The organism is uncultured Helicobacter sp. (genome assembly GCF_937893305.1).
Taxonomy (GTDB): Bacteria; Campylobacterota; Campylobacteria; order Campylobacterales; family Helicobacteraceae; genus Helicobacter_D.
On the sequence record NZ_CALBGN010000016.1, the window covers coordinates 145917 to 169714 of the forward strand.

24 protein-coding genes and 1 tRNA gene are annotated in these 23798 nt (G+C 30.8%); 12 read left to right on the top strand and 13 right to left on the bottom strand.

The window, feature by feature from the left end; translation table 11 throughout:
• Positions 1 to 1865 precede the first annotated feature (1865 nt).
• Positions 1866 to 4130, top strand: a complete 2265-nt coding sequence (locus Q0358_RS05935; protein ID WP_299548720.1) for a hypothetical protein — start codon at positions 1866 to 1868, stop codon at positions 4128 to 4130.
• Positions 4131 to 4138: 8 nt separating this feature from the next.
• Positions 4139 to 5605 carry a hypothetical protein gene (locus Q0358_RS05940; protein ID WP_299548723.1) on the top strand — a complete coding sequence of 489 codons (1467 nt, stop codon included), beginning with the start codon at positions 4139 to 4141 and terminating at the stop codon, positions 5603 to 5605.
• Between the two features lie 83 nt (positions 5606 to 5688).
• Here Q0358_RS05940 and Q0358_RS05945 read toward each other — a convergent pair whose 3' ends face one another.
• From Q0358_RS05945 to Q0358_RS05985, 9 genes are all read right to left on the bottom strand, one after another.
• Entirely contained in the window at positions 5689 to 6390 is a 702-nt protein-coding gene (locus tag Q0358_RS05945) for a hypothetical protein (protein ID WP_299548726.1), read from the bottom strand.
• 10 nt (positions 6391 to 6400) lie between these two features.
• Positions 6401 to 9145: a M23 family metallopeptidase gene (locus Q0358_RS05950; protein WP_299548729.1), complete on the bottom strand. Its 2745-nt coding sequence runs from the start codon at positions 9143 to 9145 to the stop codon at positions 6401 to 6403.
• Positions 9145 to 9774: a hypothetical protein gene (locus tag Q0358_RS05955; RefSeq protein WP_299548732.1), complete on the bottom strand. Its 630-nt coding sequence runs from the start codon at positions 9772 to 9774 to the stop codon at positions 9145 to 9147. Before Q0358_RS05955 ends, Q0358_RS05950 begins: the two co-directional genes overlap by 1 nt.
• 12 nt (positions 9775 to 9786) lie before the next feature.
• Complete coding sequence (locus tag Q0358_RS05960; RefSeq protein WP_299548737.1) at positions 9787 to 10656, bottom strand: hypothetical protein; 870 nt, start codon at positions 10654 to 10656, stop codon at positions 9787 to 9789.
• 301 nt (positions 10657 to 10957) lie between these two features.
• Positions 10958 to 11200, bottom strand: a complete 243-nt coding sequence (locus Q0358_RS05965; RefSeq protein WP_299548740.1) for a hypothetical protein — start codon at positions 11198 to 11200, stop codon at positions 10958 to 10960.
• A gap of 91 nt (positions 11201 to 11291) precedes the next feature.
• Entirely contained in the window at positions 11292 to 11648 is a 357-nt protein-coding gene (locus Q0358_RS05970) for a hypothetical protein (RefSeq protein WP_299548743.1), read from the bottom strand.
• Positions 11649 to 11728: 80 nt separating this feature from the next.
• On the bottom strand, positions 11729 to 12091 hold the full coding sequence (locus Q0358_RS05975) for a hypothetical protein (RefSeq protein ID WP_299548746.1): 363 nt from the start codon (positions 12089 to 12091) through the stop codon (positions 11729 to 11731).
• A gap of 473 nt (positions 12092 to 12564) precedes the next feature.
• Positions 12565 to 13857 carry a UvrD-helicase domain-containing protein gene (locus tag Q0358_RS05980; protein ID WP_299548749.1) on the bottom strand — a complete coding sequence of 431 codons (1293 nt, stop codon included), beginning with the start codon at positions 13855 to 13857 and terminating at the stop codon, positions 12565 to 12567.
• Entirely contained in the window at positions 13806 to 14012 is a 207-nt protein-coding gene (locus Q0358_RS05985; RefSeq protein WP_299548752.1) for a hypothetical protein, read from the bottom strand. The genes Q0358_RS05980 and Q0358_RS05985 overlap by 52 nt, the downstream gene beginning before the upstream one ends.
• 155 nt (positions 14013 to 14167) lie before the next feature.
• On the opposite strand from Q0358_RS05985, the gene Q0358_RS05990 reads away from it, so the two are divergent.
• From Q0358_RS05990 to Q0358_RS06010, 5 genes are read left to right on the top strand one after another with little or no spacing between them, the layout of a single operon-like run.
• Complete coding sequence (locus Q0358_RS05990) at positions 14168 to 14878, top strand: DNA adenine methylase (RefSeq protein WP_299548755.1); 711 nt, start codon at positions 14168 to 14170, stop codon at positions 14876 to 14878.
• Positions 14871 to 15185 (top strand): hypothetical protein, encoded by a 315-nt coding sequence (locus tag Q0358_RS05995; RefSeq protein ID WP_299548895.1) that lies wholly within the window; start codon positions 14871 to 14873, stop codon positions 15183 to 15185. Before Q0358_RS05990 ends, Q0358_RS05995 begins: the two co-directional genes overlap by 8 nt.
• Positions 15186 to 15198: 13 nt before the next feature.
• The gene (locus tag Q0358_RS06000; RefSeq protein WP_299548759.1) at positions 15199 to 16347 is read left to right on the top strand and encodes a DNA methyltransferase; all 1149 of its coding nucleotides are present in this window, start codon (positions 15199 to 15201) and stop codon (positions 16345 to 16347) included.
• Positions 16344 to 17255 (top strand): hypothetical protein, encoded by a 912-nt coding sequence (locus Q0358_RS06005; protein WP_299548762.1) that lies wholly within the window; start codon positions 16344 to 16346, stop codon positions 17253 to 17255. Before Q0358_RS06000 ends, Q0358_RS06005 begins: the two co-directional genes overlap by 4 nt.
• An 11-nt stretch (positions 17256 to 17266) precedes the next feature.
• Positions 17267 to 17791 (top strand): hypothetical protein, encoded by a 525-nt coding sequence (locus Q0358_RS06010; RefSeq protein ID WP_299548765.1) that lies wholly within the window; start codon positions 17267 to 17269, stop codon positions 17789 to 17791.
• A gap of 193 nt (positions 17792 to 17984) precedes the next feature.
• Here the strand turns inward: Q0358_RS06010 and Q0358_RS06015 are convergent, their stop codons facing one another.
• Together Q0358_RS06015 and Q0358_RS06020 are read right to left on the bottom strand one after the other, a co-directional pair.
• On the bottom strand, positions 17985 to 18212 hold the full coding sequence (locus Q0358_RS06015; protein WP_299548768.1) for a hypothetical protein: 228 nt from the start codon (positions 18210 to 18212) through the stop codon (positions 17985 to 17987).
• A gap of 494 nt (positions 18213 to 18706) precedes the next feature.
• The gene (locus Q0358_RS06020; protein ID WP_299548771.1) at positions 18707 to 19156 is read right to left on the bottom strand and encodes a hypothetical protein; all 450 of its coding nucleotides are present in this window, start codon (positions 19154 to 19156) and stop codon (positions 18707 to 18709) included.
• Between the two features lie 149 nt (positions 19157 to 19305).
• Here Q0358_RS06020 and Q0358_RS06025 point away from each other — a divergent pair, with 149 nt between their 5' ends.
• A complete protein-coding gene (locus Q0358_RS06025; protein WP_299548774.1) occupies positions 19306 to 19758 on the top strand; it encodes a hypothetical protein in 453 nt (150 codons plus the stop codon).
• Between the two features lie 43 nt (positions 19759 to 19801).
• Here the strand turns inward: Q0358_RS06025 and Q0358_RS06030 are convergent.
• Both Q0358_RS06030 and Q0358_RS06035 read right to left on the bottom strand, forming a co-directional pair.
• Positions 19802 to 19886, bottom strand: a tRNA-Leu gene (locus Q0358_RS06030).
• A gap of 39 nt (positions 19887 to 19925) precedes the next feature.
• Positions 19926 to 20984 carry an agmatine deiminase family protein gene (locus tag Q0358_RS06035; RefSeq protein ID WP_299548777.1) on the bottom strand — a complete coding sequence of 353 codons (1059 nt, stop codon included), beginning with the start codon at positions 20982 to 20984 and terminating at the stop codon, positions 19926 to 19928.
• A gap of 64 nt (positions 20985 to 21048) precedes the next feature.
• Between Q0358_RS06035 and Q0358_RS06040 the strand changes: the two genes are divergently transcribed.
• The 4 genes from Q0358_RS06040 (at position 21049) to Q0358_RS06055 (ending at position 23792) form a co-directional block, all read left to right on the top strand.
• Positions 21049 to 21666, top strand: coding sequence for a hydrogenase-4 component G (locus Q0358_RS06040; protein ID WP_299548780.1), 618 nt, complete (start codon positions 21049 to 21051; stop codon positions 21664 to 21666).
• 8 nt (positions 21667 to 21674) lie between these two features.
• On the top strand, positions 21675 to 22685 hold the full coding sequence (gene tsaD, locus Q0358_RS06045; RefSeq protein ID WP_299548783.1) for a tRNA (adenosine(37)-N6)-threonylcarbamoyltransferase complex transferase subunit TsaD: 1011 nt from the start codon (positions 21675 to 21677) through the stop codon (positions 22683 to 22685).
• 61 nt (positions 22686 to 22746) lie between these two features.
• A complete protein-coding gene (gene tpx, locus Q0358_RS06050; RefSeq protein ID WP_299548787.1) occupies positions 22747 to 23241 on the top strand; it encodes a thiol peroxidase in 495 nt (164 codons plus the stop codon).
• Positions 23241 to 23792 carry a YqiA/YcfP family alpha/beta fold hydrolase gene (locus Q0358_RS06055; RefSeq protein WP_299548790.1) on the top strand — a complete coding sequence of 184 codons (552 nt, stop codon included), beginning with the start codon at positions 23241 to 23243 and terminating at the stop codon, positions 23790 to 23792. Before tpx ends, Q0358_RS06055 begins: the two co-directional genes overlap by 1 nt.
• Positions 23793 to 23798 lie beyond the last annotated feature (6 nt).

Sequence of the window (23798 nt, forward strand, 5' to 3'; positions counted from 1 at the left end):
TCATAGGATATGGAACTTTAATAAGGCTCTAAAACACAATCTTAATAGCAAGCTCGTAAAAAACGAGAATGCTAGAAAGGAAGGATAAAAAAATGGAAACTTAAAGTTTCAACATCACTTTTATTTTTTAGATTCCTCTTCTAAGATTTTGAGCAAATGAAGCCTAAGAAAAACTTAACTTTTTAGGATTTTGATTGACGCAATAAAAAAAGAAAATAGTGGATTTTCTTAGGATAGGCTAGTTTTGGGTGAATCACCCAACCACTAAAGATGGTTGGGCTTCTTGCTTCAACGATAGATAGCTAGTATCAAGTATGTAACCATATTTTGATACCCCACTAGTGCTATCTCCACAAGAGCCTATACAAAAGAACGCATTTGCTTATCATCTCATTGAAGAGAAAAAGAAATAGGGTCTTTATCATAAAGAACCCTATTAAAGTTCCATATTCCCTTAGAAGCTTAGATGCTGATTGTCTCTTGATGGATAGTTTTCACTCTATCTTAAAGCATTACCCTTAAGTTCTTGAATTTCTTTCGAATTTTCAAGTAGTATATCCATCCTATACTTTGAAATTAATCTTTTTAAGCTGCAATAAACGAGTAGTCTTGCAAACTATCTACTCTCCACTATATACGCTCTCGAGTAGAACTTCCCAGCAATTCAAAGGGAAAGGGCTATCTAATTAACCCTGCTTAATAAGACGGTTTAATTTATGAAAATCAGACTATCTCTAAGGATAGTCGGTTTTCAAAGGGTCAATACCGAGTGCAACCGCTACACTCAAACAGGGGTATCGCCCTAAACACCACTTAATCAAATAAGAAAGCACAATTATATGATAAATAATGTTCTAAGTCAATATCTTTTTGAACTTTATGTTTTTTGAAAAACTCATTTTTTATAGCAGTTTTTTCACAGTGAAAAATTTATTCATTTTTATTATGAAAATTTTTGAAAAAAACTAAGTAAATTTTTTTGAGATTGTTTTTATTTTTTCTCGCGCGCGCGTTTTAAAATTTAGATATTTTTAAATATTTAAATATATTTAGTAAGTTTTAGATGGCTTTTAAACCACCTAAAATAAGAGCTTTAAGAGGTGTATTTTGAACAAATTCTCCACCATTTTGAACTTTTTCTCCATTTCATTGAACAAATTCTCCATCATTTTGAACTTTTTCTCCACGCGTAAAATTTGAATCAATATATAGCTTTTAAATCTCGTAAAATACGACATTAAAGATTTTAAAATAAAATTTATTTGAACTTTTTCTCCAAAAATTGTAAAAACGCTAAATATGGATACTAAATGGAGAGTAACAGGAGAGTAACTGGAGAGAAATTTTAAAAAAATGTTTATTTTGTTTTTTTGTGGAAAAAATGGGCGTGGTTTGCATATTTTTTAAGCGTGTGAAAAAATGCAAGAATGCAAAATGCAAAATAATAAAAAAAGAATGGATTTTATAATTTCAGTTGGCTCTAAAAACTCTTATATAGTGGAATTTAAGGGGTTATAAGGGCTTGACAAGTTTAGTTTTTAAAAGTAAAATTATGTTGCTTAAAATGTTCTTTAAAATATTTTTGTGTGTCCTTTGCTGTGTCCAAAAAATGTTAATTTTGTAAAATTTTGGCAAATTTACACCATTTAAAGCCCTATAATTAAAGTTAGATAAGTTTAAAAGTTAATACTCAATTTTCAATTCTTAGCTTAGAACATTTATATAAAATATGTCATACAGATAAAGACAATAGTTTTACCCATTCTTCATCTTTTCAACATTTGCAAAATATGCTTATGAAGTTTGATAGCTTTTTGTTTGTCAAATCTTCTAGTTTTAGTTCTATAATCGCAAATGATATACTTATGCAAAGTTTTACACCAAGCAAACAACAAAATAAACCTAGAATCCACAAAACTGCTCTTTTTCTTACAAATTGTCTCCATAATGGATTGCCTGAATATAAAACGCAACAATATATCAAAGATAAGATTTATGACAATGAGAATACAAAGGAAAATGTATTGTTTCTCTCTGCAATGTATAGGGTAAAAAAAGTAATTTTTGTAAGGGAGTTAATTGAGAATCTTACAAATTTATTCCAAAGACTAGAACGCTATGCTTATTACAACCAAATACAACAAGTGCATTATTTGACGCAAAAACTTGGCAAGTTAATTAAAGAGTATCATGCTGGGAGGGTTAAATATCAAAGGCATGATATATCCTCTTATTCTCTTGATGATAAAAAACTATGCGCTATGAATGAAAGGGACTTTTGTAATTTTATCTATGATTTGTGTCAAATATTTATCACAGAAAAACATGTAGAAATGTTTAATAAATATATGGATAATACATTTACAAGGCATTATTGGTATGGTAATGATAAACAGAAATTATTAAAGGCAAAAGCAGATATACAAGAGACATTTAAAAGCATTATGGCTATTGTTTTAGATGTTTCTAAGCTTTTTTCACATTTTAACGCCTACGAAATTGCAAGACTTAAAGAATATCAAAAAGAGATTGAAGAAGAATATAAAAAGCAAAGAGACAAAATAGAAAAGTTTTTTGAGATAAAATCCTTTGAAAGCGAGATAAACAAGCAAGTAGCACCTAATATTTTTTATCAAGCCCAAAATACAAAAAAGCTTTGTGTTGCATTGCTAGATAAGTATTTTAATAACAAGATGAATGCAAATGAGGACTTAGAATCTTTGTTAAAACAAGCTAAAGAGAGGATTCAAAAAGAGCAATCAAAAGCTGAACAAAGTTTGCAAACAAATAATAAAAGTGTATATCATCAAATCACTATAGAATATGTTATCTCTTTGTTGCCGCTGAATGAATCTTTTTTAAATTGTTTGGAAGAAAAAGATAGGTTTTTGTTTTGCAGGCTTATTATATGTGAGATAAGTGAGTTTGCCAAATCTGCAAATAGTAACATTGCATATGATTTTTTAGCAAATTATGAAGTAACAATAGATCTCTATGCTTTGATAAATTTAAAAGATAAAGAATTTGAAGAATTGCTGCATCAAAATGGAGTCAAAGAAGTTGTAGAAGCTTTTTATGAAATTTTCATGGATTCTAATAAAGACACATCAAAAAATGAATTGAAAGAGAGACTTAAAAAGATTGGTGATGAGTATGGTATCGCAAGTGTTACAGCCTTTAGAGATTCTAGTATGAAAGATAAGATAAAAGATGTCAGTTTAAAGATAGCAGAAAAACTAGATGAGAAATACTTCAATCTACCCGATGTAAAAATTTCAAAAGGAACTTTCTTGCTTGCTGCTGTTGCAAATTCTGTAATTTCTTATTTGTGTAATGTTATTTTGGATAAGATATTTCCTGTGCAAATAGATAGCATTAAGGATATGAAACAACAAGCAATTGTGCTTATTTTTGCCCTTAATCGCCACACAAATACTCCTTATGCGACTTGCAGACAAGGCAGTGAATATTTGACTTTCCCTATAGAAATTACCCAAACGCTTGTTAATGCAGATTTACAAGCTCTAATTATTGGAGGTTCTATCTTAAATAGTGGGCTTTTTATGCATACGCCAAGTGTGGCATTATTTAATGAAAATCAAGAAAATGCTACAAGAATACTAAAAGAAAATATAAGACATTTTATAAACTCTAAAGCAAATATCAATAAAATTGGGAAAAAGGGTGGTGAGATAGTAAAAGAAGCTTATGCGAAGTTGTGGTTTTATTTAGATATGGGAGAAAATCAAGCATTGGAGTCATATTTAAGAAATGAATTGCAAGTAAAGTCGAGTTATTACAGACTAGAGAATCTTACAAGTGATAAATATATCCAAACAAAGCTCAAAAAAGCAAAAGAGCTTGATAATAGTAATGAAAACTTTGTAGAAGTAGAGGGCAATAAAAATGGAGGTATCAAGTTTAATCAAGATTTCCTTATTCAGCTTAAAAGGGTAGCAGAATGGAATTATAGAGTATATGAGGAAAAAGAAGTATTGCCAGAGTTGCAGCAAGATTATGAAGAAAATGATGATAGCTCTATCAAAGATACAAGCCCTGATGAATGGCTTTGTGGCAATCTCATCTATGATGAAGACTTTATCCCTACAACCATAGATATAATGGATTAGGAGGAACAATGAAAGGAGCGATATTTAAGAATTCAGAGATAAACTTGTGGAAAAAACTTATTGATGAGATGAATCGATTAAACCAATCCCCTCCCTATGATACAATGAGCCTAGATGAAGCTAAGATTTATGATTTTAAGTTTATCTTACAAACTCTTAAATCCTATAAAGCCCCACCAAATGGCAATGGTATCCAATGGAGCAAAGAAGAAAAGGAAAAGTTTAGTAAGTTAAGCTATAAAGAACAAAGAAAAATGATAGTGCGCAAGAGTGAGTTAAAATCTACTCTTCTCCCGCATGTTAGCGTGGATTATGAACCTTATAAGTATAGTGATAGAATCAGTGATGCCGCTAAAAGAGCTTATAAAAAGGCTCAAAATCTTTTAGAGACCCATAAACATATAGATTTTAATTCCTTAGATTCTAAAATCCAACAAGAAATTTTTAACAATCTAAGACTTGCTTATAAAGAACAATATTTAAAAGCAGGAGTAGAGTTAGCCAAATGGCTTTTTAAAAAAGCAAGATTCTATGAAAATAGAGAGAAAGGAGAAATGGAAGAATGCGCTAGAATCACCAATGATTTGTTGTTTGAAAAGATACCAGAAAATAGCTATATGTATTACCAACTTTATAAATGGGCTAGATATGAGCCACAATCTTATGCGGAGAGTTATATCAATGTCAATAGAGAACAGGCACTAGAGTGTTATAATTATGCTTTAGAATGTGCGGTATGGGAAGCAATTGATGAGGAGGCACAGAGGGAAAACCGTAAAAAAACTATCTATGCTGCTGAACTCTATTTGGCTGCTGCGATTAAATATCAAAGCCCACTAGCTTTTTATAAAGCAGCTTATAACTATTCGCCCAATGATGTTTTTCCAAATACTACTTGGTGTTCTTTAATCCTTCATCATGCTTGTTTGCGTTGCTCTATCGCTCTAGGTGGAGGAGGAATTGATACAATTATTAGCTATTATCTTAGGACAATTGATTTGCCAAAATCTCCTCTTAAAGCTAATCGCCTTAGGGCTTATAGTAAAAAATCCCCTGCACAAAAAGGCTTAATCAATGGGCTTGACCCATACTTTGATGAGAAATTCCCCCCAGATACGCTTATAGATTTTACTTCGTTATGTGATATTTGCATATATGGAGCGATACAACTAGATGATGAAGGTGGTTGGATGGGTATTTGCTGGGCTGTAGAACAAGGATTTGTAAAAGACCCCAGAACAAAAGGCTCAAACTTAGAATCTATAAAAGAATATTATCTTACAATGTGGAGAGTAATCGTAGAGAGAAATAAAAGGATAATTTATAAAACACCCACAAATGTCAGACGTGAGCTTGCCCGCAAAACTTACTCAAATCTCCATTATGGGCTTCCCTCTGCGCGTCCTTATATCTTCCCTAAAGAAGTGTTAGATATAGAGATTGATTTCAATAAAGGACTTAAAGATAAAGAATAATAAAAGCAACATAACAAAATAATTTGATATAAAGCCTAACAAGATTCTAAAATCTACAAAGGCTTATATTGATAGTATTTATTTTATACACATTGAAAAGTTATTTCAAATAAATGCACATTTTTATCTATTTGTTTGAAATAATATATATTGCAATCTAAACTTATAAACATACTTTGTAAGTCTATCCAAAAAATGCAGTAAGCCCAATCTTGCTTTGCTATTTCTAAATTTGAAAAAATATCTACATCGTCTTTATATCGTTGTTTCTCTTCTTCTGTAAGTAGTAGTGGTATCTTTGTGCCAATATCAAACTCTATAAAAGGAAAATAATCTTTCGTGGGCATTTTTGAGGGATAAATGAGTGCTAAAAGAGATGAACTATATTCGTTTATATAATTATCAATATATTCTAAATGTTTGAGGTGATAAATATCACGAATCGTTGCATTATCATAAATATATTCTATCAATCTTGTATCAGCTAAGATTCCTCCATCTTGAAAGGTAAAATCTTTATCTTTAACCCAAATTGCTTCATTTTTAGTTGTAATTAAGCCATTATCATCATAATAAAAACAACATGTATTATACTCCTTTTCTCTATAGCCCTTTTTGATTTCATCACTAAGGATTCTGCTTGTATCTGCTATACATTTTTCTATAGAAGCGACAATGTTTGCAATATACCAATCTTTAACGATTCGTTTTCTTATTGCTGTATCTTTAGGAAACTCTTTATACTCTTCATAATAAGTATCTAATCCTTGCACCCAATATGGCATTTTCTCTCCTTTATTCTTTAGGCAATTTGCAAGCCCTGCCACAAATCTCTTGTTGTTCTTGCTTTTCTTCTTGAGTAAATTCATAATCAAGTTTCTTACATTTTATATATAATGCTGGATTGACGAGATATTTAAGGCTTCCACTTTCTACATTTTCTCTACTTCTTATTTCAAAGTGTAAATGCGGTGCTTTTGTCCCTCGTGCATTGCCTGTTGTCCCACTTAAGCCTATAACTTGCCCTGCATATACTTTATCTCCCTTTGCCACATTTATTTCTGATAAATGCGCATAAAAGAGATAATAAGATTCTGCTTCTTCATCAAAATCTTTCCCTTGCATTTCTTCACCCTCATTTTTATATGCAAGCAAGTAGTTAAAATATTCTCTCCTTATCTTTAGAATCTCCAAGCTAGATTCTGTAACTTTTAAATTAATTGTTTTTCCATAGCTAGGAAAATCTCCCATGCCTATCACCTCACAATCTATCGGTGCATAAATCTTTGTCCCTATTGGTGCAAAGAAATCTAAGGCTTTATGTATACCTGATGCTCTATCTTTTATATTCCCAAACATAGCTATGCTTGGATTAAAATTCCCACTAGAGCTAAATAGTGTTGCTCTAGGATTTACAATTGGATTATGCCAAGTAATAATCCTATATTTAGGATTCTTTAACACTTCCTCCCCGTTCCCATTAACACTCCTCTCATTCTCTAAAAATCCAAATACAATAATTTGCTTCTCATAATGATGCCAATCATATTTTTCTAAATTAATTTCTAGATTCTCTCCTTTATAATCTCTTTGTGCTTTTTGAAAGAATGTTAAATCTTTGATTTTAACTTCATTGCTATTAAATGTTTTATTTTCTAGTATTTCTTGATATGCCCAAAGTGTTTGCATTTTTTGTATATGAAAGTTTTCTTCATGCATAGATTCTGGCTTTGTATAATTTCCATGAAGAATAACTTTATGTTGGCTAATCTCTTTATTAATTACCCTTTCTAATCCAATAGAATCTAAATGAATAGTTAAAGGTGTATAATCTGCTAAAAGCTTAATAATAATAGGCTCATCTTTACTAACATAGTTATTAATCATTATTTCATTTTTTATTCTTTGAAGTATTAAAAAGAATCGTTTATATTCTCCTCCTAAATCTATCCCTCCATTATCTCCATAGCCTTTTCCTCCATGAAGATAGAAATTATCTCTATTAGTATTAGATTCTATTGTATTTGTGCAATTCTCATCAGTATAGATTGGAATCTTAAATTCTTCATATTGTTTTTCATCTTCTTTTTTATTGTTTTTAAAAAAGAATGTGTTTTCATAATCTCTAATTACATTATCTTTTATATCTTGTAGATTAATATAATATTCTCTCTCAAACATAGCTCCTTTATCTTTTTGTCTTTGCCAATCTTTATCTAAACAGAAATAGGAAATGTTATTGTCTTTTTCTTTATAACTCACAAATCTTTCATATTTGTATTGTTCTTTTAAACTTTCTTTTTCTTTTAGACTTAAAGCATTACCACTATAAGCAGTATAATAACTAATAGTCTTATTACCTTTAAAACAATAAAGTTCTTCTCCATTAAAGTATAAATGATATTTACCATTAAATCTTAATATAAAGGGATATTCTCTTCTTCTAATAGAATTAGGAATAATACTTCTATCAGAGATAGGAATAGAATAATAATTTAAATGATTAATTCTTGCTCTAAAAGGTTTTAGATATTCATTCTCTTTAATGCTAAAAGATACTAAACCTTTAGAATCTGTGATAGCTTTTACTCCTAGATTAACATTTTGTAATTGTATTTCTGCATTAGATATTGGAGTAGTTGCATCTTCATTTAGGATTTGAAAAGTAAAATGTATTTCTCCTTTCCTATGGGCATTTACTTTATCAGGCTTAAGTAGAGATTCTTTTAAATAGAATTCTATTGTGGAATCTAGGGGAGTGGAATCTTTAGAATCTACTTTAAGGTAGTTGGGGAAGGAATGTAAAAGTGTATTTATATCTTGTGCGGTAGAGTGATTATCTAATAAGAGTTCTATTAAAGATTTATAATCCTTAGATTCTAAGCTAGGATTCTTTACAAGCTCATAAGATGAGGGATTAGAATCAAACCTATTAAAAAAGTCTCTAATCTTAGATTCTATATTTGTTATAAGGGGTTTTATTTTTTCACTTGCCCATTGAACACCAACTTTACCTGCTTGAGTATTCATTAAGATTCCAGCAGTTATTGCGGAGATATCACCAATAGTGATGAGGGCAGGGGCAGAGCTTAAACCTAATGTGGATATTAAAATAAGTGATATTCCTTTGGAGAGTATTATCTCTCCGCTTACTGCAACCGCAGCTTTAGTTATATCTCTACCATTATTTCCATAATTATAAGTAGCAGATACAGAGATTCCCTCTGCTTGAGAAATAAAACTTAAAGCTTTTATTTTACCTGAAAAACCTTGCTTTATAGCTTGTTCAGATACCTGCTTTGCTCCCTCTGTTACCGCCCCAAATATCCCGCTAATCCCAGCCATTAAAGTATCCGCTAGATTACCTTTATAGGTTACATAATCTTTAATGGTATTCATCATTTCATTAAATTCCATAGAATCTAAATTAATAGTTAATTCTTGAGTTTGTGGATTATAGTCTGTGGTAACATTATTATTTTCACGATAATAAACTGCACCTATTGAAAATTCAGTATATTCTTCTGTATTTTCTGCCATTATAAATCCTTATAAAGCAAATGTTTTATCTTTTCTTTTAACTCTTCATCACTAATGCTTTTGCCTTGCGATTCCAAAGCTTCTTTGGTTTTTTGACGAATGAAGGTGAAAAAAACCTTTGAATAATCAGCATCTTGTAGCATTATTTTATAATAATTTTTTGGCGAAAATAAAGGCACTCTTTTCGGTGTTTTATTATTAAAAGGGTAGAATATAAAAACTTCCTCACTGGTTACTCCCACTCCAAGCCGTATGATTGCCAATCCTACTTCCCCAAATCTAAAGAATCCCTTTTGCATTTTAAACCAATGCCTACGCTCAAAGCCTATACCATAATTTGTAACATAGATTCTGTTTTTGCGGTTATAAAATAGCATTTTAGCGATATAAAAAGTTATAGGGAAAAACACTATAAACATAAAAATATTTACAACAATATCATCAGACGGATTAATAAAAAGGCTTATTAAAATAAATACTCCAAATAAAAACAAGAAATAGAGATAAAAAGTTTCTATTGATGTATCGTGCTTCACCTCAAACACTATCTCATCACCATTAGAATCTAGTTTTTTAGATTCTGCATTTTCCTTAGATTCCATATTCTTATGATTATTTACTTCGTTCATCAATTCCCTTTTTTATTGAATGATTCTAGAAAAATTCTTTGGATTATCTAATATTCTTAGATTAACATTTTGTAATTGTATTTCTGCATTAGATATTGGAGTAGTTGCATCTTCATTTAGGATTTGAAAAGTAAAATGTATTTCTCCTTTCCTATGGGCATTTACTTTATCAGGCTTAAGTAGAGATTCTTTTAAATAGAATTCTATTGTGGAATCTAGGGGAGTGGAATCTTTAGAATCTACTTTAAGGTAGTTGGGGAAGGAATGTAAAAGTGTATTTATATCTTGTGCGGTAGAGTGATTATCTAATAAGAGTTCTATTAAAGATTTATAATCCTTAGATTCTAAGCTAGGATTCTTTACAAGCTCATAAGATGAGGGATTAGAATCAAACCTATTAAAAAAGTCTCTAATCTTAGATTCTATATTTGTTATAAGGGGTTTTATTTTTTCACTTGCCCATTGAACACCAACTTTACCTGCTTGAGTATTGAGCAATAAACTGATTCCTACTGCAGCAATAGCTGCGATACTAACTAGTGACCAAACAGGAGCAGCAAGAGCAGAAGCAATAGCTACACTTGCCCAACCAACAATCACTTCTATCCCAACTCCAACTAAAGCTTTAGTCATATCTTTACCATTATTTCCATAATTATAAGTAAGACTAACTGAAGCACCTTGTGTTTGAAAAATATATGAAATAATTTTACCTTTAGAGCCACTTAGTTTTTCTGCCATAGTATTCATAGAAGCAAACACGCCACTTAACCCACTCATTAAAGTATCACTAGTATTGCCTTGATATTCTAAAAGGTTTTGTAAAGATTCTATTGTGAGCATAGAAGTATTATCATTATTATTAATTTCTTTAGCCTCCATTGTTCTAATGTTCTTGTGAGTATTATATCTTTCAATAAAAAAAGAGAGATCTACAAGAACTGCAGTCTTTTTAGACTGAATAATTGAAAATTCCGCTTAGTAAATTAGGACTACATAACTTTGTTCTATAATACTATAAGCAACTTGGATTAAATACTCCTTTCCATTCTTGCTTGCTAAAAAGTCTATTTCTTTATAGAGTCTAGTAATTCATTAAATTATTTTTAAAACCTATCTTGATAAGCTTTAAAAATAATTAACATCCACAGGGGTGAAGGGCGTAACACAAACAGGTTTTGCGCTACATACTTAATAGTGGTCTAATAACCATTACAGAAAATATAAAAATTGATATAAGCAAAAATACTCCGACTATGGAATATTTCGCCATTTTTATTTTTTCTTTTGTTATTGAATTTGAGTTTTTCAACTCCATCTCTTTTTCCTTAAGCGCAATTTCTCTTTCTTGCAACTCAAGCTGTTTTCTAATAATCTCATCATTTTGAGATTTGTTAGAAAATTCTTTTGGAGTTATTCTTTCCATAATTAATCCTTTAAGAAAAAGTTTGCAATAGCAAACTAAAAATAAGGATACACACACCCTGTTGGGATAATGTATCCCAACAATGGGAGAATTATCTAACTAACTTATCAATTAAGAAGCTAATTAGTGCAAAGTTTGCAGTGATAGAAACAATAGTGGCAGTAACACCAACACTTATAATCCATCGGATTGTATTTGTTCTTGCTTCTGCAATCTCTGCCCTCACAAAATCTTTTGTTGCAAGCTCTCCTTTAAGTTTTTCAACAACTTCTTCTCGGATTGCTTCACTTGAGATTCTGTTGTCCCTTTTAACTTCATCAACGATTGCAACAATATCATTTAAGATTTCTTGTTGCTCTTCTTCTTTATAGCTTCTTTTAATAAGTTTCATAATCAAAGCTAAGGTGCTTTGTGAAACTGTATGATTTGCTTGCATAGTTTGCATCATATTTATTTCCTTTCTTAAAATTAATCAAAAGGATACATTAATGCCCTGTTGGGATAATGTATCCCAACAATGGGCGATAACTACTTAAATAAAGAAGTAATAAAATCAAACACTTTAGGCTGAAACAAGATAATTAAAGCTCCTAAGCCGATTGCGTAGAATTTGAATTTTTGTTCTAAAATATCAAATCTTCTATTGACTTCTGCAATCTCTGCCCTCACAAAATCTTTTGTTGCAAGCTCTCCTTTAAGTTTTTCAACAACTTCTTCTCGGATTGCTTCACTTGAGATTCTGTTGTCCCTTTTAACTTCATCAACGATTGCAACAATATCATTTAAGATTTCTTGTTGCTCTTCTTCTTTATAGCTTCTTTTAATAAGTTTCATAATCAAAGCTAAGGTGCTTTGTGAAACTGTATGATTTGCTTGCATAGTTTGCATCATATTTATTTCCTTTCTTAAAATTAATCAAAAGGATACATTAATGCCCTGTTGGGATAATGTATCCCAACAATGGGCATTTCTAGTGTGTTTTAGTTTTGTTGTCTCTGTTCCCTATAACTTGCACAAGGGTTGCGCCAACAATACAGAATAAAGTAATGATTCCTGCTAGAATAACTGCATTCATTATTTCTCCTTTAAGGGATTTGTCTTTTTGCTTATATAAAGCAACAAATCCCTTTAGGATTCTTTATTTAGAGATTAAATCTCTCTTCTTAAACAGACCTGTTCTATTTAAGGCAAATGCGACTTATTTTTATGAAAATCAGACTATCTCTAAGGATAGTCGGTTTTCAAAGGGTCAATACCAAGTGCAACCGCTACACTCAAACAGGGGTATCGCCCTAAACACCACATATTCAAAACATTGAATAGACTTTTATTATATCATACATTATTAATAATCTTGCCTTATTTTACTCAAACACCACACATTTTTTCATTGCTTTGATTAACTCTAAATCTAGCAAATAGTTTTCGCTTAGGTGCAGTGTTTGCATAGCTCTTGTTATTGCAACATATAAGAGATTTAATTCTTCTTTTGCGATAACAGTTTCTTCTCCTTTCTCTTGTGTATTTGCAACAATGGATTTTAAATCTATGAAATCGTCCATTATTTCTACATTATTCCATTCCAAGCCTTTTGATTTATGTCCTGTGGTTAAAATAAATTCTGCTTCCTTTGGATTTACACTTAATTGTTTAATGTCTTTTAAGAGTTTTGGAATGTCTGCATTGATGTATTTAAAGACAATCATAAGTTTGCCTCTCCATTCTGTTTCTTGTGTTTCATCACAATAATCTAAAAGTTCATCAATATCAGAAAATTTTTTTAGAAAATTATTTTTTATAAAATCGGTTTTTTTAAAGAGCAGATTTTGAATATCTAGCAAATCAGTAAAATTATAATTATCCACACCTCCAACCCAAGCAATTTTCTTGTCTAAATGATTTACAGCAAAATCAAACAAAGTTGCATTGTTTCTAGCTAATAAGGCAATAATATCAGTTTTTTCTTGCTTTTCTTTTCTGATTCCTATAAATTGTTTTTCAGCTCCAAGTGCGAGTAAGTAAAAATTAGCAATATTTGCAATACTTAAAGGACAGCGAAAACTTTGTGTTAAAAAAAGAGTGATACTATTTTCAAGTTGAGAGAGCTTTGTTAGAGAATCTATTGCTCCTCTAAAAGCGTAAATACTTTGATAGGTATCACCAATGAAAACTTTCTTAGCTTTTTGTTTTAGAACAATATCAATGACACACTCATTAATGTCTTGGGCTTCATCAACTAAGATGAAATCATAATCTAGCTTTGGTTTGCTAAGTTGATACTCTTTTAAATAGAAGTCGTGGGGATAAGTAATTTTACTTTCTTCTGCTATGATGTTTTGCCATAGTTCTTGTAATTTATGAGCTAGATATTCTTTGTCTAATTTTTTATTTTTAATTATAATCTTGTCATTAAGCAGTTTTTTGCAAAATTCACGCATTGTATCTGCGCTGTTACAAAATTCTTTTAAAAGAGAGATAGTAGAAGAAGCATTAAAGAGAGCGTTGTTATCATCAAAAAATTTTTGAATATCTTTACTGTTAAGATTTCCTAGCCTTTCTTTGTTTTGGATTCCATATTGACTATATGCTAAAGAGTGCATTGTTTTTACCGTAACATTAGTAAGTAATTTGAATTTTTTCTCTGCTTCTTTAACCATTGAGTTGTTATAAGCAAGGTAGAGAATTTTTTATCTTTTCGTTTTTTGCAAAATTCTATCAAGGTGCTTGTTTTGCCTGTGCCTGCATAGGCATTAACGAGCAAAATATCTTCAAAGTCAATATTAACGACTTCTTGTTGTTCTTGTGTTAGCATATGAATCCTAATTTTTGGTTTTCTAAGTGATTTTAGCTAAAATAGTGCAACAAAAATACAAAACATTGAAAAAGGTTATCGTAACTAAAAGATGATGATATAATTCAGATTGTTAGAGAGTGGAAACAAGGAATAAAAAGCAAGAGTGATATTCAATGAGATATATAGGTTCAAAAATACTTTTGTTAGACAAAATATCTAATTTTATTCCAAAAAATACACAGACCTTATGTGATATTTTTGCGGGAACTGCTAGTGTTAGTAAATATTTTAAAAAAAGCTATAATCTAATATCAAACGATATATTATATTTTTCTTTCATATTGCAAAAGGCTTACTTGCAATTACATGAAGAGCCAAAATTTTCAAAATTTATGGCTTATTTTAATAGCCATCCCTTTGATTACTTTAATGAGAAAACTAGCCCTTACAATTTCTTGGATAAGCCGTTTATATATGAAAATTATTCGCCAAATGATAATTGTCAAAGATCATATTTTAGTGTTGAAAACGCTTTAAAAATTGATTATATTAGACAATCAATAGAGCAATTTTTAAAAGATGAAATAATAAATCAAGGCGAATATTATTATTTACTTGCTTCACTTATTGAAGCTGTTTCATTGGTTTCAAACACAACAGGAACTTATGGTGCATATCTTAAAATTTGGGATAAGCGTAGTCTAAAACCATTAACACTGTCTTCATTAGATATAGATTTTGACAAAAAAACAAACAATTTATGTTTTAACGAAAATAGTAATTCTTTAATAGATAAAATAAGTGGCGATGTCCTATACATAGACCCCCCCCTACAATTCAAGACAATACGCACCGAATTATCACATTTTAGAAACTATTGCTAGATATGATTATCCTAAAATAAGTGGTGTTACGGGTATGCGAGATTATACGAGTTTGAAATCCAATTTTTGTATAAAAGCAAAAGCTGGATTGGAGCTGGATAATTTAGTCAGTAGAGCCAACTTTAAACACATAATATTAAGCTATAACAGTGAGGGCATTATAAGTGAGATGGATATAGAGAATACATTAAAAAAATATGGCAAAGAGACAACTTATAAGTGCGAAAAAATACCATACAGACGATATAAAAACAATAAAGAAGCAAAAAATGATGTCAATGAATTGCTTTTTTACATTGAGAAATAGATAAAGGTATAAGATGTTTTACAACTACATAGATGAGAAATTTATTACAAATCTTTTAAAAAAGAAAAATATTGAAAATTGCAATGAAATTCTAAATGAAATTGAGAAATCGGTAAAAGATGTTGTTGCAACAAAAATAAAAGAATATCAAAATAAAAATAGAATCAAAAAAAATGATGAAACAAAAATAAAATATAGAGCAATAGAAATACTAAGCAAAGAACAAATCAAGACGCTCCCAAGTTGGGTAAAAGATGATATAGAAAACGCCTATGTTCTAGGCGAAAGTAAAAATGTAGTTATAACAAGCGATGGTAAAAAATATAGCTTACAAAATAAATTAAATGACCTTAGTGGAGGCGAATGGACTTATTTTTTAAATTCAGTAATCTCAACAAAATATTTAACAAATGGCGATGATAGTTATGCCCATCACATAAGAAGAATACACCCATCGCCAAAACCACCACAGTTAATGAGAGATATAATTAAATTTTTTACAAAAGAAAATGAATTTGTTTTTGATTTTTTTGCAGGTGTGGGTGGAACATTGCTTGGAGCTAGTCTATGCAATAGAAAAGCTGTTGGAATTGATTTGAACCAAGAATATATCAATGCATATCAAAAAGCAAATAAATATCTTAATTTAAAAGAGCAAATATTTATTTGTGGAGATAGTTTAAAAATTTTAAAAGATGAAAAACAGATAAATAAAATTTTTAACAATAATAAAGCTTCGTTAATATTGATTGATCCACCTTATGGCGATATGATGGCTAAAAATAAAACTGGCGAAGCTATGAAAAAAGGCAAGGATACTTCTCCAACACCCTTTACTAATATGGAAGTGGATTTAGGAAATATGGATTGGGACAAATTTATATTGAATTTTAAAGAAAGTGTAAAAGATAGTTTAAAATTTTTGAAAGAAAAAGGTCATATTGTTGTTTTTATAAAAGATATGCAACCAAACAAAGAAAATGCAAATTTACTTCACGCAGATGTGATAAATGAATTAAATTCTCTAAAAAACCTTAAATATTTAGGAACTAAAATTTGGGCAGATTTAAATGTAAATCTATATCCTTACGGCTATCCATTTGCATTCGTTGCAAATCAAATTCATCAATATATTATGATTTTCAAAAAGGACAAAGCGTGAAAAGTAGTAATTTATGGATATTAACAGAGGAAAGACCAAAACGAGATGTGTTGTTTAACATAATTAAGAAATTTGCTGATGATAATGGAATTTCTTTCTTTGTAGAACAAAATCTATTTATTGTGCCTATTTTAAATATAAATGGAGATTTCAGCTTTGGATATAAAATATTAGGAGTTCATTCTGCTGTTATAAGAAATGTATTTTTATTTGTAGTATCTGGAAATTCTAGCTTCACGGATTTTTTAATTTTTTATCAAGATAATACACCTAATTCCTTACAAGATATACCGCTTTATGCTATTGAGGAAACAAAAACGAGCGATCATGAGAGTAGAAATACAGGTGTTTTTCAAAGGGCTTCTAAGTTTGTGTTCATTGATTTGTATTACAAAGATGTTAAAAAAATAATGCTTTATTCTATAAGAATAGGGCAAGATAAAAATCCAACGCATACAAACATATTTGGCTCAAAATGCTTAGCAACACTTGGTGTTCAAATTTTAGGAAAATCATTAGATGATTATGCAATATCGCCATTTGTTAGTATTGATGAACTCATAAATTTTAAAAATTCTATGAGACTACCGCCAAAAGGTAATATACCTATTCTAATTAGAAAATTAAAAAATAAAATCACAATTTCAGGCAGGTTGGAAAAAGGTGGCTTATTGTCTCACGACCCTAATATAGGTGCTTTAAGTTTAATATCGGCTACACTTAGAGCTTTGGGTTATGTGGGTAGAATAGAAATAATTTCGCACAATCTTTCGCAAAATCAAATTGGTAGAGGTAACAAGTTTGTTTCAATAGCAAATTTGCTTGGTATTTCGCTAAAAAACATTGATTTACCAGCAATACAAAACGATGATAGTTATTGGCACTATGAAACGCAAGGTGAAAAATAGCTACAATATTTTTGCATTTAGTTGTAGAGGAATTTACAAGAGCGAGAGCTATATATGAAAATTACGCAGGTTGCGAAAGGGGTTATTTTATAACTCAAAATAATGAAAATTTGACTGTTGAAAAATATGAAAATAGAAATGAATACAAAAATGGTAACGAAAATGCAAGAATTTTTATACCTGATTTGGTATTGGCAGACTTTGATAGGGAACAGATAATAAATATTGAAGGCAAAAAATTCATAAAAGTTCAATGCGGTATAGATGAGTTAGAAAACTATGATGCTTTTGAAAATTTATACATCAAAAAGCATTATGAAGATTATGAAATTATAAGAACAGTTGTATTATTTGGTGGAGAAATTGATGAAATATCAAATTTGAGTTTTCCTAAGATAAATTTTAATGACATACCGAAAATAGGCTTTGTTCTAACAAAAAATGGTAAGACAATTTTACAAATACACTCTCCAAAAATTTTTGAAGAGGCTATTTTTCATTTGCGTGCATATTATGGATTAAATAAGTTAAGTTAATTTTTAGATGCATTTGTTATATAAATATCGAAATTTTGGCGTTGTATGATGAGTGGATTAATAGTGGCTTTATTTATGATTATTTGTGTTGTTTTAATAGGGTGGTCGGCTTTTAATGTTGTTAAGTCTAGCAATTAGATTTTATCACATTCTAGCAAGAAAACTCTTATTTCTTAAGTGGGAGTGATTCACATCAAAAGCCTAATTGCTCTTTTTTAACCCCCTGAATGTTTTTTAAAAGCTCATAAAGATGATTTGCAGAAATTGCACCTTCTAGTGGTTGTCCTATAACATTTCCTGTTGGTGTAATAATGTATGTGGTAGGAGTTTTGCCATTAAAAATTAAATCACTTGGTATTTTTGAGTTTGGATTATCCAAATCAATCACTGCTACAGCATAATGCTCTATTAAAAGTTGCATTAAGGAGTGATGATTACTTATGTCATTGAGTAGTTTATGGCAGAATTGGCAACTGCTAGAAGCAATAATAAACACAATAATTTTTTGCTTCTTTTAAAGCTTGTTTTTGTGCGTCATACACATTATTATGAAAGATAACATTTGCGTTAAGATGTGTTAAGAGAGTAAAAATCAATTTATATTAAATATAATATTATTGCTATTATTATTCTATAATGGCAAAAAAGCAAAAAAAAAGAAAATTTTAAAAATTAAAGATTCTTGAATTAAATTTTGTTTTTTGTTTTTTTGGAAATCTAGTGATTAAGTTTTTAAGAATACTTGATTACAATCAATTTAAGCTAGCTAGAATCAATTTTCTAATGCTTAGTAATATTCTTTTACTGATTTTTATTTTTTAACGATTTTAGATAGGTTTTAGAGCTTTTAAAGGGTATAAGCGATAAATTATGATACAATAAAGTGATAGCAGAAAGTATTTTGATATAACACCCTTATTTTAAATTAGCATTTAGAGCAACTAAAAATGTATCAATTAAAAATTTTAGTAATGCAAAATTTGCACCTATAATCGTAATTGCTGAAATCACTCCTGTTGAGATAATAAGCCACATTTGTTTTTTGTGGGATTCTGCAATCTCTATTTTTAATTCTTGTTTAGCTTCTGCAATTTCTGTGCGAACTTGATTAATTTCAGCTCTTACAAAATCCTTAGTTGCAAGTTCATTTTTTAATTTCTCTTCTAGCTCTTCTTTGATGGCAGTTGCATTAATGATTTGCTTATTAGCAATCTCATCTGTTACTACCCTTATGGATTCCATAATGATTTGTTCATTTTTTTCTTGTCCTAATTCTTTAATTTTCTGTTTTAAAAATGCCAATAGCATAGGAGATAATATTTCTCTTGTTTCTAGTTTTGTGTTATGTATTACTTGTGTTTTCATTGATAATCCTAATTTGTTTTTTTGGTTGCATAGCTTAATTATACCTAAAAATTTTTATTTTTATATATCGTTTTTTTGGATTTTTTAAACTTGAAGGTAGAATGTGAAATTTAAATTTTTTTAAAAATCAAAGCACAAAAGGAGCATAAATGATAGGACAGAGAAAAAATTTACAAAAGATAAAACAAGATGAGAAAAACAAAGAAAATTCTATTGATTCTCTCTATACAGATTTCCAAGACTTTAAAAAAAATACAGAGTCAAAAGAAGTAAAAAGTGATGCAGAAAATCTTTATTATGATGTATCAAAAGAGGGTTCTTTTGGGGATTCTGATTATGAAGATACTCTAGCATTTTATGGACAACCTTTTGCAGAAAATTTTAATGAAGAAGAATTTTTAAAAGAAGGACAAAGAATTGAAGAAGCAAAACAAAAAATGGAAGAAGCAAGAATTGCAGAAGAAAAAGCTAAAGCACAAGAAGCAATGAAAATCCTAGAAGAAAAACAAAAATTAGAAAAGCAAAAAGAATCTACAGAAGAAATTTTAAATAATTCCACGCCAATGCAAAATGTTAAACTACGCAACAAGAATCATCACTGAAAGAAATCTTAGTGGAGTCTTTTAGGGACATAAGACTTAGAAGTGGTGCGGAAAAGAGGACTTGAACCTCCATGCCTTGCGGCGCCAGATCCTAAGTCTGGTGCGTCTGCCAGTTTCGCCATTTCCGCAAAAAGATAGGGCAGAATTATACTTTAATAAACTTAAAATTACTTGAGAGACTGGAGTGTTGCGAAATCTAATGTGTGTTTTGGGAACTGCATACTGATGCAGTGTAAGCTTCCGTGCTGACGGATTAATATAGAACAATCAATGGGGATGATTTTATGTTTTGGGCAAGCTTTTTGCAGAGTTTGAATTGCTTGTGTGTCGTTTTTGTCATTATAGATTGGCAATAAAATTGCACCATTAATAAATAAAAAATTTGCGTAAGTAGCAGGCAAGCGTTCATTGTTGTAATGTTTTGGGCTACTAAAAGGTAGTTTGACAAGTTTAAAGGGCTTATTATTTAGGTTTTTTAGTGTTTTTAACTCATTTTCCATTTTGCATAAAGCTTCATAATGTTCATCATTTTTGTCCTCACAGGCAATGTAGGCAATTGTATTTGGTGCAATAAAGCGTGCTAAAGTGTCAATATGACTATCTGTATCATCGCCGCTTAAGTAGCCTGAGTGTAGCCAAAGAATCTTTTGGATTCCTAAATCTTTTTTTAGAGTTTTTTCAAGTTTGGCTTTAGAGTAAAAAGGATTACGATTGTGTTCTAGCAAGCATTGTGTGTTAGTTAGCAAAATTCCCTTTCCATTGCTCTCTATGCTTCCACCTTCTAAGATTATTCTCTTTGTTTGAACGCGCTTTAGGATTCCTAATTTATGAAGTCTATGCGTAATTTGATTGTCAAAATTGGAAGCAAATTTTAAACCCCAGCCATTAAACCCGTAATCCAAAACTACATTTTTGCCCTTGTTAGAAATCGTGATTCCTCCAAAATCACGCGCCCAAGTATCATTGCTTGGAATCTCAATGCAATATAAATGTTCTAAAATTGCCAAACTAATGCCTTTGGCTTTGCAGTAATTTTGGAAAATTTCTAGTGTTTCTTGTTTGGAGTTACAAACTAAAATACAAGCTTCTACTTGCAAGATTTCGACAAGAATTGTGCAATAAACTTGGCGCACTTCTTCTAAATATGGATTCCAATCAGAATTTGCGTGAGGAAAGGACAAAAGGATTCCATCTTGTTTTTCCCACTCTGCGTAAAATTTTTTCATCGTTTCTGCTCTTTTTAAAAAAATTGACGATATTATTACATAAATTTTTGCTAAGGAGAGCAATATGGCAATGGATTCTTTGAAAAACACAAGAAATACAATGCAAGATTTGCAAGGCGCAATGTCTTCAGATCTTTTAAAAAAGGATGCAACAAGTGCGAAAGAGCGTGAGAAAAACATCAAAGAAGCTGCAGAAAAAATTGATGCAAAATCTTTAATGACAAGCTATGTTGTAGAGTTTCAAATGAGTATTAATCTCTCTGTTTCAACGAATTTTGGCGGACAAAGCAGTGTAGTAGGTGGAATTGGGAATGCACTAAGTAATCCAGATCGTTTAAATAGTGTTATTAATGGATTGGATTTGAACTCCATAGGTTACAATGGAAAACCTATAGCAGAATTGACGCAAGAAGAAGCAAAAGCTTTAATTAGTGATGATGGTTTTTTTGGGATTCCACAAACTTCTGATAGGATTGCAGATTTTGTTTTGGCGGGTGCTGGTGATGATATAGAGAAGTTAAAAGCAGGACGTGAGGGGATTTTGCAAGGTTATAAACAAGCAGAAAAGTCTTGGGGAGGAGAGCTTCCTGAAATCAGTCAAAAAACTCTAGAAAAAGCTTTAGAAAAAGTTGATAAAAAACTAGCAAGTCTTGGTGCTAATGTTTTAGATACAAGTGTGTAAGGAAAATTTTGCAAAATCTTATCTTGAGTATTGAAAGCAGTTGCGATGATAGTTCTATTGCTCTAACTGCGATTGATACTTATGATTTAATCTTTCATCAAAAAATCTCACAAGAATTGGAGCATAGTGCTTTTGGAGGTGTTGTGCCTGAACTTGCAAGTCGTTTGCATGCTGAATCTTTGCCTATTATTTTAGAAAGAACAAAACCCTATTTAAGAGATCTTGGAGCTATTGCCGTAACAAATGAACCGGGTTTAAATGTAACTCTACTAGAAGGCGTAATGATGGCAAAAGCACTAAGTTATGCATTGCATTTGCCTTTAATTGGAGTAAATCACTTAAAGGGACATCTGTATTCTTTGTTTTTGCAAAAAGAAGCGAAGTTTCCTTTGGGTGTTTTGCTGGTTTCTGGTGGGCATACAATGTTGCTAGAGGCGCAAAGTTTTGAGAAAATTAACATTAAGGCGCAAAGTTTAGATGATAGTTTTGGGGAGAGTTTTGATAAGGTTGCAAAAATGCTATCTTTGGGTTATCCGGGAGGTCCAATTGTGGAATCCTTTGCAAAAAAGGGAGCTATTACATTTAAGCTACCAATTCCTTTGCGCTCTAAAAGGCAGTTTGCCTTTAGTTTTTCTGGGCTTAAAAATGCTGTGCGTTTGGAGATAGAAAAGGCAGAAGGCTTAAGCGATGAATTTAAGGAGAATTTGTGTGCAAGTTTTCAAGAGAGTGCGGTTACGCATTTAACGCAAAAATGTAAGATTTTTTTTGAAGAAAACGCAAAGAATCCTAAAGGCTGGAAGAGTTTTGGGGTTGTTGGGGGAGCAAGTGCAAATTTGGCATTAAGAGAAAAACTTTTAAAGATGTGTAGTTTTTATAATGTAGAGTTATTATTGGCACCTTTGGAGTTTTGCTCCGATAATGCTGCAATGATTGGGCGTGTGGCAGTGGAATCTTATAAGCGTAAAGATTTTAGTCAAATTAAATCTCTGCAAACACGTCCTAGAATTGATGTCTTTTAATGTAGATTTTAGTTTTGATAGTTAATAATTGAAGCCCAAATTTAACAATAAGGAAAGTAATATGGCAACATTTAAAGGAAATGCAGTAACATTATCAGGAAAATCAGTAAGTGTAGGCGATAAAGCTCCAGAAGTAAGCTTGGTAGCAGGAGACTTAAGCACTAAAACAATAGGTGGAGCAAGTGGAAAATTCCAAATTATTAATGTTGTTCCATCGCTTGATACAGGAGTTTGTGCAACACAAACACGCAAATTTAATGAAAAGGCAGCTTCACTTGCAAATGCAGAAGTTTTTGTTGTATCTCTTGATTTGCCTTTTGCGCAAGGCAGATTTTGTTCTACTGAAGGGATTGCAAATGTTACTGCTTTAAGTGATTTCAAAAATAAAGATTTTGGAAATGCTTATGGTGTGCTTTTGGCTGATTCTCCACTTGCAGGACTTTTAACGCGTGCGGTATTTGTTGTTAATCCAAGCGGTGAAATTGTGCATAAAGAAATTGTTGATGAAATCACAACAGAACCAAATTATGATGCTGCATTAAATGCGGTGAAATAATGTCAAAAACGCTGCTTTATCTTCACGGATTCCGCAGTGTTGGGCTTTGCTATAAGGGTAGGGAGCTTGTCTCTTTTGCCCCAAGTTCCTTAACTCCAAATCTCTCCTATGTTCCAAGTTTGGCCATTGCCTATGCGGAATCTATTATTCAAAAGTATGGCGCACAAAATCTTTGTCTTATTGGTAGCTCGCTTGGTGGGTATTATGCAACTTATTTAGCAAATAAATATTCCATCAAAGCTGTGCTTGTTAATCCTGTTATTAATGCTTATGCAACTTTACTTCCGGCAATTGGCAGGATTGTAGTGCCTTATAGTGGTGAGTCGTTTTTTTGGGATTTGTCTTTGGTGAAGAGCTTAAGACAGTATGAAGTGAAATCTCTTCAAAGCGAGTTGTATTGTGTGCTTTTGCAAAAAGGAGATAAGGTGCTTGATTATAGGATTGCAAAAGAACGTTTTAAAGATTGTCAATGTGTGATAGAAGAAGGCGGATCGCATAGATTTGAAAATTTTTTAAATCAAAAAGAAAGAATTCTTGCGTGGGCAGACTAGAAAAGC